Source organism: Pseudomonas sp. SC3(2021) (assembly GCF_019856535.1).
Taxonomy (GTDB): Bacteria; Pseudomonadota; Gammaproteobacteria; order Pseudomonadales; family Pseudomonadaceae; genus Aquipseudomonas; species Aquipseudomonas monsensis.
In genome coordinates, this window is record NZ_CP082236.1 from 5318385 (window position 1) to 5334162 (window position 15778).

A 15778-nucleotide genomic window follows, 5' to 3' on the forward strand; every position below is an offset into this window, starting at 1 on the left:
TGGGTTGCGAGCGTGGGCATCCGGGCCTATGTTGCTTGCGAGATGAGCTGTTTGCCTGCGCATGAAGCGCGATGACTCACCGAAGGAATACGAGATGTCAAAAGACTCCCGCCCTGCCGTGCTGGGGCTGATCGGCAATACCCCTCTGGTGCGCGTGACCCGCTTTGATACCGGGCCGTGCACGCTGTTTCTCAAACTCGAATCGCAGAACCCCGGTGGCTCGATCAAGGACCGTATCGGTCTGGCAATGATTGATGCGGCTGAACGTGATGGCCGCCTGCAACCGGGTGGCACCATCGTCGAAGCCACCGCCGGCAACACTGGCCTGGGCCTGGCGCTGGTCGGCCGCGCCAAGGGTTATCGGGTGGTGCTGGTGGTACCCGACAAGATGTCCACCGAGAAAGTCCTGCACTTGAAGGCCATGGGCGCCGAGGTGCACATCACCCGCTCCGATGTCGGCAAGGGCCATCCCGAGTATTACCAGGACGTGGCGGCACGTTTGGCGAAAGACATCCCCGGCGCGTTCTTCGCCGACCAGTTCAACAACCCGGCCAACCCGCTGGCCCACGAATGCAGTACCGCACCGGAGATCTGGGCGCAAACCGAACATGATCTGGACGCCATCGTGGTCGGCGTCGGCTCGGCCGGCACGCTCACCGGGCTGAGCCGCTTTTTCAAGCGTGTGCAGCCGGATCTGGAAATGATCCTCGCCGACCCGGTGGGTTCGGTGATGGCTCAATACAGCCGCGATGGCACCCTGCCGAAGCCCGGTTCCTGGGCGGTGGAAGGCATCGGTGAAGACTTCATCCCGTCGATCACCGACCTCTCCAGCGTGCGCCACGCCTATTCAATCAGCGATGAAGAAAGCTTCGATCACGCCCGCCAGTTGCTCAAGGCCGAAGGCATTCTCGGAGGTTCCTCGACCGGCACCCTCTTCGCGGCCGCATTGCGTTATTGCCGCGAACAGACTGAGCCCAAACGCGTGGTCAGTTTCGTCTGCGACACCGGCACGCGCTACCTGTCGAAGGTCTACAACGACCAGTGGATGACCGATCAGGGCCTGTTGCAGCGCAAGGGTTATGGCGACCTGCGCGATCTGATCGCGCGGCGTTTCGAGGACGGCCGCGTGATCAGCGTCGGCCCCGGCGACACGCTGCTGACCGCGTTCCAGCGCATGCGTCTGGCGGACGTCTCGCAACTGCCGGTGCTGGTGGAGGGCAAGCAACTGGTCGGCGTCATCGACGAATCGGACATTTTGCTCGGCGTGCACGAAGACGCTGCACGCTTCAGCCAGTCGGTCTCCAGCGTGATGACCGACAAACTGCAAACCCTCGCTCCCGGCGCCACCCTGGCCGAGCTGGAAGCGGTGCTCAGCCGTGGCCTCGTCGCGATCATCGCCGACGCCTCAGGCTTCCACGGCCTGATCACCCGCACCGACATGCTCAACCAATTACGGAGATCCCTCGCATGAGTCAGCACGACGACAAATCCCAAGGCTTCGCGACCCGGGTGATTCACGCCGGGCAGGCGCCGGACCCGACCACCGGCGCGCTGATGCCGCCGATCTACGCCAACTCCACGTACCTGCAAGACAGCCCCGGTGTGCACAAGGGGTTTGACTACGGGCGCTCGCACAACCCGACACGCTTTGCCCTTGAGCGCTGTGTCGCGGATCTGGAGGGTGGCACCCGGGCGTTTGCCTTCGCGTCCGGGCTGGCAACGATTTCCACGGTGCTGGAATTGCTGGAGGCCGGTTCGCACATCATTTCCGGCAATGACTTGTATGGCGGTACCTTCCGTCTGTTCGACAAGGTGCGCCAGCGCAGCGCCGGGCATCGTTTCAGCTATGTCGATCTGGCCGATCTGTCGGCGTTCGAAGCCGCACTGCAGGACGACACGCGCATGGTCATGGTCGAGACCCCGACCAATCCGCTGCTGAGCCTGTCGGACCTGGCCGCCATTGCCCGTATCTGCCGCGCACGCGGGATCATCTGCGTGGCCGACAACACCTTTGCCAGCCCGTATATCCAGCGGCCGCTGGAGCTGGGATTCGACATCGTGCTGCACTCGACCACCAAGTACCTCAATGGTCACTCGGACGTGATCGGGGGCATTGCGGTGGTTGGGCAGAATGCCGAACTTGCGGAAAAACTCGGATTTCTGCAGAACGCCGTGGGCGCGATTGCCGGGCCATTCGACGCGTTCCTGACCCTGCGCGGGGTGAAGACCCTGGCGTTGCGCATGGAACGCCATTGCAGCAATGCCTTGGCGTTGGCGCAGTGGCTGGAACAGCAGCCGCAGGTCAAACGTGTCTACTACCCGGGGCTGGCTTCGCACCCGCAGCATGAACTGGCCAAGCGACAGATGCGCGGTTTCGGCGGGATGATTTCCGTGGATCTGAACAGCGATCTGGCCGGTGCGCGGCGCTTCCTCGAGAACGTAAAGATCTTCGCCCTGGCCGAGAGCCTGGGCGGCGTCGAGAGCCTGATCGAGCATCCGGCGATCATGACCCACGCAACCATTCCACCTGAAACCCGGGCCAGACTCGGCATCGGCGATGGACTGGTGCGTTTGTCGGTGGGCGTCGAAGACCTTGAAGACCTGCGCGCCGACCTGGCGTACGCCCTGACGAAAATCTAGTCCTGCCACAACGACAAAGCCCGCGCGATGCGGGCTTTGGTGTTCGAGTAGGTGGCCAGTGCTGGTCTCTGGCTTACAAGGTTTATCGGGCCTCTCACAGTACAAAAGCAACCATGGAAAAAGAGCGGTGCTTTGCTGCCTCACACGGCGTAAGGGCTGGATCTCAGCGCGGAGATCTTTCTAACCGTGTACCCTTCGGAACGCGCCCCACGTCCCCTTGCTATCCGATTGCGCATCAGTCTGCGTCTTCACCTACACCTTTGAGCCTAGCAAAGGCCAGACGCGCCTTCCGGGTGTTTTTAGACTGATTTCAACCTTGCCGAAGCTGCACAGAAAGCGAAACGCCTAACGCCCGTCGAGCGCCCCGCCGCGCCGGCTCTGGATGGCGATCCCTACCAAACCCGGTCGATCCTGCGCAGCCTTGTTGCGCGAGCCCGTTGCCACAGGCTGTCGAGGCCTTTACCAAAACTGCGCCGGACTCATAACCCTCCAACTGCGCCTGAAAAGACTCCCGCGACCTTCGGCGCGCCTTACCGTGTCACTCAAAATCCGTCTTTGGCATCTGGCAGTCCGGGCACAGCCAATCGTCATGAACGTCTTGCCAGGCAGTGCCGGGGGCAATCCCGTTTTGCGGATCACCGATCGCCGGATCATATTCATAACCGCATACCGTGCAGGTTTTGGTCTGCTCTTGAGTCAACATCAACAATCTCCTTTTGCTTAAAGTGCCACGGTTGAAATCAATCCGGCGGCGCCGAGGATGAAGCCGATCAATGCGCCACGCTCCGGCAACTCGCGAAGCATGGCGTAGATCACAATGGGTTCCAGCACCAGCAGCAGGGTCAACGAGGCGACGGTCACCACCCAGATATTCCCGGTCCCCTGATAACCCAGCCAATACGCCATTACCAGGCTGATACCGGCGATGCAGATCAAGAACATCGGCTTGATAAACATGCCGGGGGTCTCCATGACCCTGCCCGGCAGTTTCGAGGCATAGACCTCACTGTAAATGGTCAGAATCTCGCCAAAGACCATCAGCAAAAGAGCCACGACTATGTAATGTTCTTTTTTCACAAAGACCTCTTTTGCAAGATTGAAAGAATTTCGTCAATGACGACGCTGCCCACTTCGTCACTGTCCAGCTGAAAATGCGGGCCGTCGTGATCGAACAGAAACGTGTTCTTGTATTCCCCTCCTTCAAAGCCACCGATCCGGCGCAACACGCTTTGCGCCTGATCGAGTTTATCGGCGTGAAAGGTCTTCAGAATTTTCACGGCATTGCCAAAGTGAATGGCTTCATCGGCAATCAGGTTCTTGATCCACACATTGAAACCAGGATGGCCAAAGTCCTGATAGAACGTGTCTTTCTTGTAGGTTTTCACCGAAACGTACTCGTCATAGGCGAACAACAGCAGAAGATTGAACTCGCAGGAGAGAATGTCTTCCAGGCCTGAAAAATCGCCAACGCGGTCCTTCAGGTCATTGATGAGGTCACTTTCGGTCGCGCCAAAAACCAGGCGGTTCAGCTCAAAGAATCCGTCGGCATGGTTACGCTCGTCGGCGTACCAGAAATCCAGGTACTGAACAAAATAAGGGGAGAACTCTTTGCGCCTGGCGTACAGAAAATTATAAAGATTGACCGAATCGTACTCAGACACGAGGTCGGCCATAAAGAACGCTTTAAAGGAAGGATCAATGCCTGGATTGGTCCATCCACTGGCCGCGATATCCTCAAAAATCGCCCTGGAACTCCAATTACGCTTTTTTAAGAAAGCCGCTTCCATGCCATTTTCCTCCCTGTCTCACGGTATTCATTCACTGAATTTTTTTATGATTGCCGGAATAATCATGTCCTTGATTTCCTGTTTGGAAATCGGAAAGTCCGGTGCGTTGTGATCCAGCACAAATGTTCCTGTGTAACTGGGCTTCTCGAAGTCCACACGGAAAATGTCCTCCAGTATCCCCGGCACCTCCTGCAGTCTATGCGGGAACAACTCTCTGGCTTTTTTCACGAAGGCAAAGAAGTGCGTCACTTCATCCTTCTTGGTTTTGCGTATCCACGCCGATAGTTGTTGCGAATTGAAGCGGTCGTAACTTTCTATGCTGCGGTGGTAAACGTGGGTGGTGATGATTTCGTCATAGGCCAGAGTTACCAGAAGCTTTAACGGATCGGCGGCGATGGCATCGACAATGCTGAAATCCGGTTTCCTCAATTCGACACTGAGTGACACTTCATCAAAAGGAATAGCGGAATACGACGCGTAAATCAGCGCGAAACCATAGGCGTGATCAATTTCATCTTTCAGCCAGGGGTTGAGCACGTCTTCCATGCAGTTGAAGACTTCCGGGTAATTGCCCTCGAGGTACCAGTACAACCGCCGCGCGTCATATTCGGTGATCACCGAATCGAAAAATATCTCCTTCCATTCCTGACGATCCGACGCCGTCAGATCCACGGCAGGAAAACTGAATCCGGACAAGACCGCAGAAGCATCGGGTGTGGTGCGCGTGATCGCGCCGATTGCCATCGACATACATTCTTCCTTGATAGATTGAACGAGAACCAGAAAACAGTCAGATCAGAAAGCTGCCAAACGACAGCGTGTTATCGCCAGCAACGGGTCGCCAGTCGATCTGCTGAAAAACCATCGGCTGCCAGTATTTCTCAACGATGCCGTAGATGAATTCCCAGTCCAGGCTTTCACTCTCCAGAATCCCGGCATGAGGATTGGCCTGTGCCCACGCCATACCGGCGACAATGCTGGACACCACCTGCAAACTGGTGGCGCTGTTGTACTTGGCCATTTTCCGTGCCTTGCCAATGGACAGGTTCGAGCCCATCCACACAGACGGATATTGGTCACTGATGAGAAACACACCCAGTTCGTCGATGCCGGAAACAATACCGTCCTTCAAGACTTCCTTGGTCAATACCCGGTCTTCATTGCCCTCGTTCAGCAGGGCCATGGAAGCCACGGCCTGATCACAAGGGTGATAGGCGTAATAAACCGTGGGGCGATAGCTGGGGTTGCGGCTGTCGCCGAGGGTCAAGTATTCGGCGATCGACAGCGATTCGTTGTGAGTCAACAAGTAACCGGCGAAGTCGAGGTAATTGGGTGACCAGCTTTTGACTTTGACTTCGCGCCCTTGCTCTCGCATGGCAATCGCATAGTCATTGCGAATCGCGCCCTGAGGGAGCCGGGTCTCATGGCTGCCCCAGCCCATTTCCGCCGGTTGCAGGCATTCGGTGATCAGGCCGTCCACCGACCAGGTGCACATGAAGTGCTGTTCGGAGCGTTCCTTGCCGGCGACTTGCGTATCGCGTTCGGAAATCTGGATCACCCTGACACCCAGGCGCTCGGCCAGTCTGGCCCAGTCTTGAGGGTGCGAGATTTCAAAGGCGACGCCATTGACCGCAGCCATTTGCGTCAATGCCTTTTTCAGCAGCACCGAGATAAAGCCGGGATTGGCACCATGGGCGACAACGGCCGTTGCGCGGTCAACCGCTCGCTGTTTGGCAAAGCGCTTGAGTCCTTCGCGCAGGGAAAAGTTGCTCGCCAGATTCGAATCGACATCAGCGCTATATTCCCAGGGCTCAATGCAAGTATCCAGATAGAGCGAGTCGTGGCGCTGAGCAAGGTCGATCAATGCTTCACTGGAAACCGAAACAGCCAGATTCAGCAAAAACACCTGTTCGCCGAGATAAGGACTTATCACGCTTACAAAGTTATGCGGCGTAATCAACTTCTTAATCAATAACGCCGAATACTCTTGCGCAATGGCTTGCCTTGAGACATCCACTTCTTTGTCAAAGATAACAATGTCGCCCTGATATCGCTCAACCAACAGAGGCAACAAGGCCTGAGCGATACTTCCAAATCCGACTATCACGATTCGATTTATTGTTTTCATACGTAGAATCCTTTACGTAAGTTTGTATCCAATGCAGGCGCAACCCTTCGCAAGTGCGAAACGCTATCCATCGTAAATAGGTATTGGCAGAGCGCAGTCAATCTTCGCGGTGTTCGCGAATGACCACTAAGAGAATAGAAAGTTGGGGGCGATAATATCCATATAAATCCCATGCGGCTGAGCTTCCTGCCCAGACTTGTTATATTTGCGAAGATTGGATCCTAAACAGCCACCCGAGTCGTGGCAACCCCTTCCCCCAATTATTTTTTCATAATATTTCAGAAACAAAATGTCTCATGTACCCACAGATGAGTGATAACTCATTGATTAATTTTGAGTTATTTGGAGATATTCTGCAGAGCAACCTGCTCGCGAGGGGACGCTATTTCATAGCAATCCCCTGCTGCAACGCTTTGACACAATGCCTTAGACCAGCGGCGTGGCGAACTAGGGGTCCACCTGCGCCATCAACTCCGGCACCGATTCCGGCCGTTTCGCATAGCGCTGCGCCAGCACCGCACAGACCATCAGCTGAATCTGATGGAACAGCATCAGCGGCAGAATCAGCACGCCGATGGTGCTCCCGGCAAACAGCACCTGAGCCATTGGCACGCCGGTCGCCAGACTCTTTTTCGAACCGCAGAACAGTATGGTGATGCGATCTTCCTGGCTGAAGCCGAACACTCTGCCCAGCAGGGTCGAGGCCAGCAGCACCAACGCCAGCAGGATGCAGCAGACCACCACCAGTCCCAACAGATCGACCAGCGGAATCTGATGCCAGATGCCTTCGTTGACCGCTTCGCTGAATGCACCGTAGACCACCAGCAGAATCGAACCCTGATCGACGAATTTCAGCCAGTTCTTGTTGCGGCCGACCCACGCGCCGATCCAGCGCCGGGCGATCTGCCCGGCGATGAATGGCAACAGCAGTTGCACGCTGATTTTCAGGATCGCATCGAGGGTCGAACCGCCGTCGCCGTGGACGTCAAGCAACAGCGTCACCAGCAACGGCGTGAGGAAAATCCCGAACAGGCTGGATGCCGCCGCACTGCAAATCGCCGCCGGAATGTTGCCCCGCGCCAGCGAGGTGAAAGCGATCGCCGACTGCACTGTGGCGGGCAACGCGCACAGGTAGAGCATGCCCATGTACAGCTTGTCGCCAATCAACGGCGACAACAGCGGCTTCAACGCCAGACCGAGAATCGGGAACAACCCAAACGTCAGGCCGAATACCAACAGATGCAGGCGCCAATGCCCGGCACCGGCGATGATCGATTCGCGCGAGAGTTTGGCGCCGTGCAGAAAAAACAGCAGGGCGATGGCGATGTTGGTCAGCCAGCCGAAGCCGACCGCGACCTGGCCGCTGGCGGGCAGGAAACTGGCGAGCAGAACTACGCCGATCAATGTCAGGGTGAAGTTGTCGGGCAGGAATCTTGGGCGAGTCATGGTCTGTCTATCCGGGGGTTGCCAGGGCGTGTCGACGACTCTAACGTGACAGCCAATTACCGACTAACGCCGAAGGGCCACAAGATGCCGCCTAAAGGACATGAAAAAAGCGTCCGGCGCAGCATTCCCGGGCTGCCCAGCCTGCCGCGCCCACTCTACGGGCGCACCGAATCGCTGCCCAATCGTGCACTGACCCGGCGCCACAGCCACCCGTGGGTGCAGTTGTCGTACGCGATTCAGGGGGTGCTGGAAATACAGACCAGCGCCGGCCGCTTCGTCGCCCCGCCCGAGCGCGCCGTATGGATTCCGGCGGGTGTGCCGCATCGGGTGTTCAGCTCGCCGCACACGGAAATGCGCAGCCTCTACATCGATTGCAGCGTCGCCGGATGGGCGCTTGAGCGCTGCCATGTGCTGGGCGTCAGCGATCTGCTCAGGGAATTGATTCGTGCGTTCAGCGAAGTCCCGGTGGAATACGAGCAGAGTGGCCCGCATGGACGTCTGGCCCAAGTGATCCTCGATCAACTGGCCGAGGCGCCGCAGATCGACCTGATGCTGCCGTTGCCGCAAGACGCCCGCTTGAAGCAGATCTACCAGAGCCTGGAGCAACACCCGGAACAGCAGACCACACTGAGTCATTGGAGCGAGAAGTTCGGTGTCACCGAGAAGACCCTCACCCGGCTGTTCCTGCGCGACACCGGCCTGACCTTTCGCGCCTGGCGCCAGCGCCTGCGGTTGCTCGGCGCACTGACACCACTGGAAAAAGGCGAGCGCGTCACCGACGTCGCGCTGGCCTGTGGTTACGACTCGACGTCAGCGTTTATCGCCGCATTTCGCCAACAGTTCGGCGAAACACCGGGGGAATTCTTCCGCTGATCAACGCTCGGCCAGTTCCTCCAGCAAGTCAGCAGACGGTACGAAATACAAACTGCCAGTCACGGCCGTGCTGAAATCCAGCAACTTGTCGTAGTTGCCCGGTGGCTTGCCGACAAACATGTTCTCCAGCATCTGCTCGATCGGCTCGGGCGAACGTGCGTAACCGATGAAAAACGTGCCGAACTCCCCTGCCCCAGGCCGGCCGAACGGCATGTTGTCGCGCAGGATTTTCACTTCCTCGCCGTCTGCCGTGGTGAGGGTGGTCAGCGCACTGTGGGAGTTGCTCGGTTTGACCGAGTCGTCCAGTTCGATGTCCGAGAGCGTCTTGCGTCCGATCACCCGTTCCTGCGCCTCGACGCTCAGCGCATTCCAGGCCGTCATGTTGTGCAGATACTTCTGCACCAGTACGTAACTGCCGCCGCTGAAGCCCCGATACTTCGTTATTAACGAACTGTTGCGCAGAAATAAACGATTTTTCTTTGGCACAAACCCGTCGTTAGCATGGCCACGTCTGACCCCAATCCAAGAATAGACAGGGAGCGCGACATGCCAGCCACAAACATCAATATCGGCGAACCATGGATGTGGGGCGCCTTCATCGTCTTCGTGCTTGCCATGCTGGCATTGGACCTGTTTGTCTTCGGTGGGCGCAAGGCGCATCGGGTGTCGGTTCGCGAAGCCTTGTCCTGGGTCATCGCCTGGTGCCTGCTGGCACTGAGTTTCGCGGCGCTGCTCTGGTGGTACCTGCACGGCGCGTTCGGCGCTGACATCGCCCGACAGAAAACCCTCGAATTCCTCACCGGTTATCTGATCGAGCAATCGCTGTCGATCGACAACATGTTCGTCTTCGTGATGATCTTCAGCTACTTCGCCGTGCCACCCGAGCTGCAGCGGCGGGTGCTGTTGTACGGCGTGCTTGGCGCCATTGTGATGCGGGCGGCAATGATTTTTGCCGGGGTGTGGCTGGTGTCGCAGTTCGAATGGCTGCTGTATGCCTTCGGCGTGTTCCTGATCATTACCGGGATCAAGATGCTGGTGTTTGCCGACCATCAACCTGATCTGGAAAAAAATCCGTTGCTGCGCTGGGTGCGCGGGCATATGCGCATCACCAGCGGCTTTCATGGCGAACGGTTTTTCGTCCTGCAGAACGGCGTGCGCTGGGCTACTCCGATGTTCCTGGTGCTGGTGCTGATCGAGGCCAGTGACCTGATGTTCGCGGTTGACAGCATCCCGGCAATCTTCGCCGTGACGACTGACCCGTTCATTGTCTTCACTTCAAATATTTTCGCGATCATGGGCCTGCGCGCTTTGTACTTCCTGCTGGCAGACATGGCCGACCGCTTCCATCTGCTCAAGTACGGACTGGCGATGGTGCTGGTGTTCATCGGCGGCAAGATGGTCTTGATGCCGTGGCTGCACATGCCGGTAGAGTGGTCGCTGGCGGTGGTGGGCGGGGTGATTCTGGGGTCGGTGCTGCTGAGTCTGGTGATGACCAGAGAAACCGAACGCAGCACGGAATGACACGCCATAAAAACCTGTGGGAGCGAGCTTGCTCGCGAAAGCGGTGTGTCATTCAACAATGATGCTGGATGATCCGACGCCTTCGCGAGCAAGCTCGCTCCCACAGGGATTTCGTTCAGTCCATATCTATTTGTCAGACTTGATACTGGTCCACACACGGGTACGCACGCGCTCGATTTTCTGCGGCAACGGTTGCACGACGTAGAGGTTTTTCAGCGCTTCAGGGGTGGGTGTCAGGTTCGGGTTGCCGGTGATTTCCGTGTTGATCAGCGGCATCGAATCCTTGTTCGCATTCGGGTAACCGAGGAAGTCGCTGATCGGTGCAATTACTTTCGGATCGAGCAGGTTATTGAGGAATTCATGGGCCTCGGCGACGTTCTTCGCGCTCTTCGGAATGGCGAAAGTGTCGAACCAGATCGGCGCACCTTCTTTCGGCAAGCGCCAGTCGACCACCACACCGTTACCGGCTTCTTTGGCGCGGTTGCCGAACTGGTAGAAGCTGCCGGAATAACCGATGGCCACGCAGATGTCGCCGTTGGCAATGTCGGTCATGTACTTGGCCGAGTTGAAATAGGTCACGTAGGGGCGAACCTTGAGCATCAGCTCCTTGGCTTTTTCATAGTCGGCCGGGTTCTGGCTGTTCGGGTCGAGGCCCAGGTAATGCAGGGCCAGCGGCAGGATTTCTGTCGGCGAATCAAGCATCGCCACGCCGCAGGATTTGAGTTTTTCCATGTTCTCCGGTTTGAACACCAGATCCCAACTGTCCACCGGCGCATTGTCGCCCAGTGCCGCTTTGACCTTGGCCGGGTTGAAGCCGATCAGCACGGTGCCGACCATGTAAGGCACGCCGTACTGGTTGCCCGGATCGTTCTTGCCCAGCAGTTTCAACAGTTCCGGATCCTGGTGGCTCCAGTTCGGCAGTTTCGATTTATCCAGTTTCTGAAACACGCCAGCCTTGATCTGCGTTTCAAGGAACTGGTTCGACGGCACCACCAGGTCATAACCGGAGTTGCCGGTGAGCAGTTTGGCTTCCAGCGATTCGTTGGTGTCGAAGGTGTCCCAGGTCACTTTGATACCGGTTTTCGCGGCGAAATCCTTGGGCACCGACGGCAGGATGTAATCCGCCCAGTTGTACACCCGCAGTTCGCGCTGCTCAGCCTGCACGGCACTGGCCAACAGTGTCAGCCCACACACGGTAGCGCCCAGAATACGTTTCATCGTGACCATGGTTGTTCCCCAAAAGGCAGCGTGAGTTCGATGGTTTTTATGTTCTGTACACGGCAGCGGCTGTAAAGGCAGCCAAGGAATTAAGGTTCAGCGTCTGGTTGTGGCTTTGATTCTTGCTGACAGCGTAGCCGGAGCACAGTGGGGGATGGGCCAAAAGGGGATCGTTGTGGCCAATTTGAATGACCACCGGGATGCGGAAACAACAATGCCCGGCAAATGACCGGGCATTGCGTTGAAGCAGATCAGGTCAGTCGGTGTAACCCAACCTCGCCGCCCTGCTCTGCTGAGTCTGGCCGCGTGTTGCCAGGCAGTAATACAGCGGAACGGTGACCACCAGGCCAACCAGCCAGGACAAGTCCGCGCCCTCGACAAGATTGGCGTACGGCCCGACGTACAGCGAGGTGTTGGCGAACGGTAACTGCACGAGGATGCCGATAAAGTACGCAATGATCGCGTGCAGATTGAAGTGCCCGTAAACCCCGCCATCGGCGCGGAAGATCGAGGCGATGTCGTAGCAGCCGCGCTTGATCAGGTAGAAGTCGATCAGGTTGATCGACGCCCACGGCACCAGCACCAGCAGCAACGCCAGAATCAGCCCGATGAACTGGGAGATGAAATCCGCCGAGGCACCGAGCGCGACCACACAGCAGCCCGCCAGCACCACGCTCGACAGCACCACACGCACCTTGATGCTCGGCGTCCACTGGCTGGCGAAGGTCTGGATCGAGGTGATGATCGACAGCACCGCGCCATACAGATTAAGGGCGTTGTGGCTGATGATATTGAGCAGGAACAGCACCATCAGCATTGGCCCCAGCCACCCGGTGGACTGCTTGACCGCCGTCATCGCCTCGGTGCCTTCGGGCGTCGCCAGCACGGCTACCGCACCAAAGGTGAACGACAGAATCGTACCCAGCGTCGCCCCGAGGTACGTTGCCCAGAACGGTTTGGCGATACCGATATCCGCTGGCAGATAACGCGAATAGTCGGACACGTACGGCGAGAAACTGATCTGCCAGATGATCCCCAGCGACACCGTCGCCAGCCAGCCCGACAGGTTGAAACTGCCGCGAGTCAGGAAGTCTGCCGGCAAGTCGTGGGCAAAGATGTAGATGAAACCGACGAGCAGCGCACTGCCCATCACCCAAGTGCCGATGCGGTTCAGCGTGTGAATGAAGTTGTAGCCGATCACGCCGATCGCCGTAGCCGCCAGTGCACCGATGAGAATGCTCAACGGCGCCGGCACCGACGGCGCGATGCCGACGATGGATTTGCCGGCGAGCACGATGTTGGAAATGAAGAAACCGATGTAGATCAGCGCGGCGAAGAACACGATCAGCAGCGCACCGTAACGACCGAACTGGCCGCGACTCTGGACCATTTGCGGAATGCCCATGCGCGGGCCTTGTGCCGACGCCAGCGCAATCACCACGCCGCCGATCAGGTGCCCCAGCGCAATCGCCAGCAGCCCCCAGAACAAGTCGAGATGAAACACCTGAACCACCATGGCGCCGGTGACGATGGGCAGTGGCGCAATGTTGGTGCTGAACCAAAGGGTGAAAAGGTCGCGGGCCTTCCCGTGGCGTTCCGCGAGTGGGACGTAGTCGACCGTATGATTCTCGATCAACGGATCTTGCCGGGACATCTGGGACATATGCATGAACTCGAGTTTGTCTGTTCTTATCGTTGTATGAAGCCAAACCGGGGGGACTCTCTGGCCACCTCTCAGATGCAGACCATATTATGGTATTCCAAACAATTCACAAGACTGATCCGTAGTTTGCGACGCTATCTGATGCGTCATCCTCCCTGATATCACGGCTTTGCGACCAGGCGAAAGCCCAGTAAATGCTGAGTTTCCGACGAACGCGGCACATTTATCGGTTCAGCTTAAAAGCCCTTGCAAAGATTAAATACTGGTATACCATCAGACCAACAAACACATAAAAACAGCGTCACAACACCCGAGGATCGTCCAATGATCGATGCCGCCATCTACAAACAAGTCATGGGCTCGTTCCCGTCCGGCGTAACCGTTATCACCACCCTGGACGATGACGGTCAGATCGTCGGCCTGACTGCCAGTGCGTTCAGCTCGCTGTCGATGGACCCGGCGCTGGTGCTGTTCTGCCCCAACTACAGTTCTGATTCCTATCCGGTGCTGATCAAAAATAAACGCTTTGCCATCCACGTCCTGTCCGGCGGCCAGCAAAGCGAAGCCTACGCCTTCGCCCGCAAAGGCAAAGACAAAGCGCAAGGCATCGAATGGACACTGAGCGCACTGGGTAACCCGATCCTCGCCAACGCGACGGCTATCATCGAATGTGAGCTGTGGCGCGAATACGAAGGCGGCGACCACGCGATCATGGTCGGCGCGGTGAAGAATCTGATAGTGCCCGAGCAGCACACCGGGCCGCTGGTGTATTGCCACGGCAAGATGGGTGCCCTGCCCGTCCTGGCCTGATAAAAGAACAACGCATAACAACTGTGGGAGCGAGCTTGCTCGCGAAGGCGTCTTGTCAATCGCCATAGATGCCGGCTGTTACATCGCCTTCGCGAGCAAGCTCGCTCCCACATGTAGCCTCAACAACAAAAAATCCGAGGAAGCGTCATGAAATTTTCCCTGTTCATCCACATGGAACGCTGGGACGAAAGCGTCAGCCACCGCCAACTGTTCGAAGACCTCACCGAACTGACCCTGATGGCCGAGGCAGGTGGTTTCAGCACCGTGTGGATCGGCGAACACCACGCGATGGAATACACCATCTCGCCAAGCCCGATGCCATTGCTCGCTTACCTCGCGGCCAAAACCACCACCATCCACCTCGGCGCCGGCACCATCATCGCGCCGTTCTGGCACCCGCTGCGCGTTGCCGGTGAATGCGCGTTGCTCGACGTGATCAGCAACGGCCGCATGGAAGTCGGCCTGGCCCGTGGCGCCTACCAAGTTGAATTCGATCGCATGGCCGGCGGCATGCCCGCCTCCGCCGGTGGCCAGGCCCTGCGCGAGATGGTCCCGGTGGTCCGCGCCCTGTGGCAAGGCGACTACGCCCACGATGGTGACATCTGGAAATTCCCCACCTCCACCAGCGTGCCGAAACCGATCCAGAAGCCGAATCCACCGATGTGGATCGCCGCCCGCGACCCGGATTCGCACAACTTCGCCGTGGCCAACGGCTGCAACGTGATGGTCACGCCGCTGATGAAAGGTGACGAAGAAGTCGTCGACCTGAAGAACAAATTCCAAACCGCGCTGGATAACAATCCAGACGTGCCGCGTCCGCAACTGATGGTGCTGCGCCACACCCACGTGCACACCGCCGATAATCCTGATGGCTGGAAAGTCGGCGCGAAAGCGATCTCACGGTTCTATCGCACCTTCGATGCGTGGTTCGGCAACAAGCAAACGCCGGTCAATGGCTTTCTGGCGCCGAGCCCGGAAGAGAAGTTTGCCGGGCGTCCTGAGTTTGAGCTGGAGAGTTTGCACAAGACGGCGATGATTGGTACGCCGGAGGAGATCATTCCGCGGATCAAGTATTACCAGGAACTGGGGGTGGATGAGTTCAGCTTCTGGTGTGACAACAGCTTGCCGCATGAGGAGAAGAAGAAGTCGCTGGAGTTGTTTATCAAGCATGTGGTGCCGGCGTTTCGCTGAGAACCGCGTAATTGAGCGGCAATAAAAAGGGGCGAATTCATCGATTTGAATTCGCCCCTTTTTTGCGTTTGTTAGCGAGTGAACGTTACCCCTGAACGGCGGCTTTCCGACTCCGGCGCGATTGCTTCAGATTGAAACGCAGCTTGCGCCGCGGATCAGGGCTCAAATCTATTTCTTCTTTCGTCTTTTGATCTCCTCCATTTTTGCGAAGATCCATAGACCGCTTCCGGTAAAGAAGCCATAGATGAGTGAAAACCTCAACGCAACAAACAGAGCGTCACTTTGGAAGTACCAAACCCCATCTTTGCCAAAGATATAAAGCGCGCCTATCAAATTCCCTAGCAATCCGAAGAGGTAAAAAAACACCACCACCCTCAGCACCACAGCTAGATATAAACGAAACGTGGCCTTCATGGGATTATTTACTGTTCCCGCAATTGGTAATGATATCGTTTAAATGATAAAACCGGGACAGACCACGTTCTCGGCGTGCTTTCCAAA

General features: G+C 57.4%; 14 protein-coding genes and 1 pseudogene. 6 read left to right on the forward strand and 9 right to left on the reverse strand.

Going from position 1 to position 15778, the window contains the following annotated elements; translation table 11 throughout:
- The first annotated feature begins 94 nt into the window (after positions 1-94).
- Both K5Y35_RS23620 and K5Y35_RS23625 read left to right on the forward strand, forming a co-directional pair.
- Positions 95-1471 carry a pyridoxal-phosphate dependent enzyme gene (locus tag K5Y35_RS23620; protein WP_222833105.1) on the forward strand — a complete coding sequence of 459 codons (1377 nt, stop codon included), beginning with the start codon at positions 95-97 and terminating at the stop codon, positions 1469-1471.
- The gene (locus K5Y35_RS23625) at positions 1468-2640 is read left to right on the forward strand and encodes a cystathionine gamma-synthase (protein ID WP_128614939.1); all 1173 of its coding nucleotides are present in this window, start codon (positions 1468-1470) and stop codon (positions 2638-2640) included. The genes K5Y35_RS23620 and K5Y35_RS23625 overlap by 4 nt, the downstream gene beginning before the upstream one ends.
- Before the next feature lie 538 nt (positions 2641-3178).
- Here the strand turns inward: K5Y35_RS23625 and K5Y35_RS23630 are convergent.
- The 6 genes from K5Y35_RS23630 to K5Y35_RS23655 form a co-directional block, all read right to left on the reverse strand.
- Complete coding sequence (locus K5Y35_RS23630; RefSeq protein ID WP_222833106.1) at positions 3179-3343, reverse strand: rubredoxin; 165 nt, start codon at positions 3341-3343, stop codon at positions 3179-3181.
- A gap of 17 nt (positions 3344-3360) precedes the next feature.
- Positions 3361-3699 carry a hypothetical protein gene (locus tag K5Y35_RS23635; protein ID WP_123469155.1) on the reverse strand — a complete coding sequence of 113 codons (339 nt, stop codon included), beginning with the start codon at positions 3697-3699 and terminating at the stop codon, positions 3361-3363.
- A 14-nt stretch (positions 3700-3713) separates the two neighbouring features.
- Complete coding sequence (locus K5Y35_RS23640; protein ID WP_259741337.1) at positions 3714-4427, reverse strand: ferritin-like domain-containing protein; 714 nt, start codon at positions 4425-4427, stop codon at positions 3714-3716.
- A gap of 27 nt (positions 4428-4454) precedes the next feature.
- Complete coding sequence (locus K5Y35_RS23645) at positions 4455-5177, reverse strand: hypothetical protein (protein ID WP_123467947.1); 723 nt, start codon at positions 5175-5177, stop codon at positions 4455-4457.
- A 40-nt stretch (positions 5178-5217) separates the two neighbouring features.
- Positions 5218-6555 carry a saccharopine dehydrogenase C-terminal domain-containing protein gene (locus tag K5Y35_RS23650; protein ID WP_222833107.1) on the reverse strand — a complete coding sequence of 446 codons (1338 nt, stop codon included), beginning with the start codon at positions 6553-6555 and terminating at the stop codon, positions 5218-5220.
- 447 nt (positions 6556-7002) lie between these two features.
- A complete protein-coding gene (locus K5Y35_RS23655; protein ID WP_222833108.1) occupies positions 7003-8001 on the reverse strand; it encodes a bile acid:sodium symporter family protein in 999 nt (332 codons plus the stop codon).
- Positions 8002-8085: 84 nt separating this feature from the next.
- Here K5Y35_RS23655 and K5Y35_RS23660 point away from each other — a divergent pair, with 84 nt between their 5' ends.
- Positions 8086-8874, forward strand: a complete 789-nt coding sequence (locus tag K5Y35_RS23660) for an AraC family transcriptional regulator (protein ID WP_123467941.1) — start codon at positions 8086-8088, stop codon at positions 8872-8874.
- Here the strand turns inward: K5Y35_RS23660 and K5Y35_RS23665 are convergent.
- Positions 8875-9300: pseudogene (locus K5Y35_RS23665) on the reverse strand (Dyp-type peroxidase); the annotation flags it as partial.
- A gap of 120 nt (positions 9301-9420) precedes the next feature.
- Between K5Y35_RS23665 and K5Y35_RS23670 the strand changes: the two are divergent.
- Entirely contained in the window at positions 9421-10395 is a 975-nt protein-coding gene (locus tag K5Y35_RS23670; protein WP_222833109.1) for a TerC family protein, read from the forward strand.
- A 126-nt stretch (positions 10396-10521) separates the two neighbouring features.
- Here the strand turns inward: K5Y35_RS23670 and K5Y35_RS23675 are convergent, their stop codons facing one another.
- Entirely contained in the window at positions 10522-11622 is a 1101-nt protein-coding gene (locus K5Y35_RS23675; RefSeq protein ID WP_222833110.1) for a polyamine ABC transporter substrate-binding protein, read from the reverse strand.
- A 247-nt stretch (positions 11623-11869) separates the two neighbouring features.
- Positions 11870-13276, reverse strand: a complete 1407-nt coding sequence (locus K5Y35_RS23680; protein WP_222833111.1) for a purine-cytosine permease family protein — start codon at positions 13274-13276, stop codon at positions 11870-11872.
- Positions 13277-13600: 324 nt separating this feature from the next.
- Between K5Y35_RS23680 and K5Y35_RS23685 the strand changes: the two genes are divergently transcribed.
- Together K5Y35_RS23685 and K5Y35_RS23690 are read left to right on the forward strand one after the other, a co-directional pair.
- On the forward strand, positions 13601-14086 hold the full coding sequence (locus K5Y35_RS23685; RefSeq protein ID WP_222833112.1) for a flavin reductase family protein: 486 nt from the start codon (positions 13601-13603) through the stop codon (positions 14084-14086).
- A 147-nt stretch (positions 14087-14233) separates the two neighbouring features.
- Complete coding sequence (locus tag K5Y35_RS23690; RefSeq protein ID WP_186748748.1) at positions 14234-15277, forward strand: LLM class flavin-dependent oxidoreductase; 1044 nt, start codon at positions 14234-14236, stop codon at positions 15275-15277.
- Positions 15278-15778 lie beyond the last annotated feature (501 nt).

Excerpts from the sequence above, each read along its gene's own strand:
- K5Y35_RS23685 (WP_222833112.1), top strand. The coding sequence starts at position 13,601 with ATGATCGATGCCGCCATCTACAAACAAGTCATGGGCTCGTTCCCGTCC.
- K5Y35_RS23660 (WP_123467941.1), top strand. The coding sequence starts at position 8,086 with ATGCCGCCTAAAGGACATGAAAAAAGCGTCCGGCGCAGCATTCCCGGG.
- K5Y35_RS23655 (WP_222833108.1), bottom strand. The coding sequence starts at position 8,001 with ATGACTCGCCCAAGATTCCTGCCCGACAACTTCACCCTGACATTGATC.
- K5Y35_RS23650 (WP_222833107.1), bottom strand. The coding sequence starts at position 6,555 with ATGAAAACAATAAATCGAATCGTGATAGTCGGATTTGGAAGTATCGCT.
- K5Y35_RS23620 (WP_222833105.1), top strand. The coding sequence starts at position 95 with ATGTCAAAAGACTCCCGCCCTGCCGTGCTGGGGCTGATCGGCAATACC.
- K5Y35_RS23645 (WP_123467947.1), bottom strand. The coding sequence starts at position 5,177 with ATGTCGATGGCAATCGGCGCGATCACGCGCACCACACCCGATGCTTCT.
- K5Y35_RS23675 (WP_222833110.1), bottom strand. The coding sequence starts at position 11,622 with ATGGTCACGATGAAACGTATTCTGGGCGCTACCGTGTGTGGGCTGACA.
- K5Y35_RS23690 (WP_186748748.1), top strand. The coding sequence starts at position 14,234 with ATGAAATTTTCCCTGTTCATCCACATGGAACGCTGGGACGAAAGCGTC.
- K5Y35_RS23640 (WP_259741337.1), bottom strand. The coding sequence starts at position 4,427 with ATGGAAGCGGCTTTCTTAAAAAAGCGTAATTGGAGTTCCAGGGCGATT.
- K5Y35_RS23680 (WP_222833111.1), bottom strand. The coding sequence starts at position 13,276 with ATGTCCCAGATGTCCCGGCAAGATCCGTTGATCGAGAATCATACGGTC.
- K5Y35_RS23630 (WP_222833106.1), bottom strand. The coding sequence starts at position 3,343 with ATGTTGACTCAAGAGCAGACCAAAACCTGCACGGTATGCGGTTATGAA.
- K5Y35_RS23670 (WP_222833109.1), top strand. The coding sequence starts at position 9,421 with ATGCCAGCCACAAACATCAATATCGGCGAACCATGGATGTGGGGCGCC.
- K5Y35_RS23625 (WP_128614939.1), top strand. The coding sequence starts at position 1,468 with ATGAGTCAGCACGACGACAAATCCCAAGGCTTCGCGACCCGGGTGATT.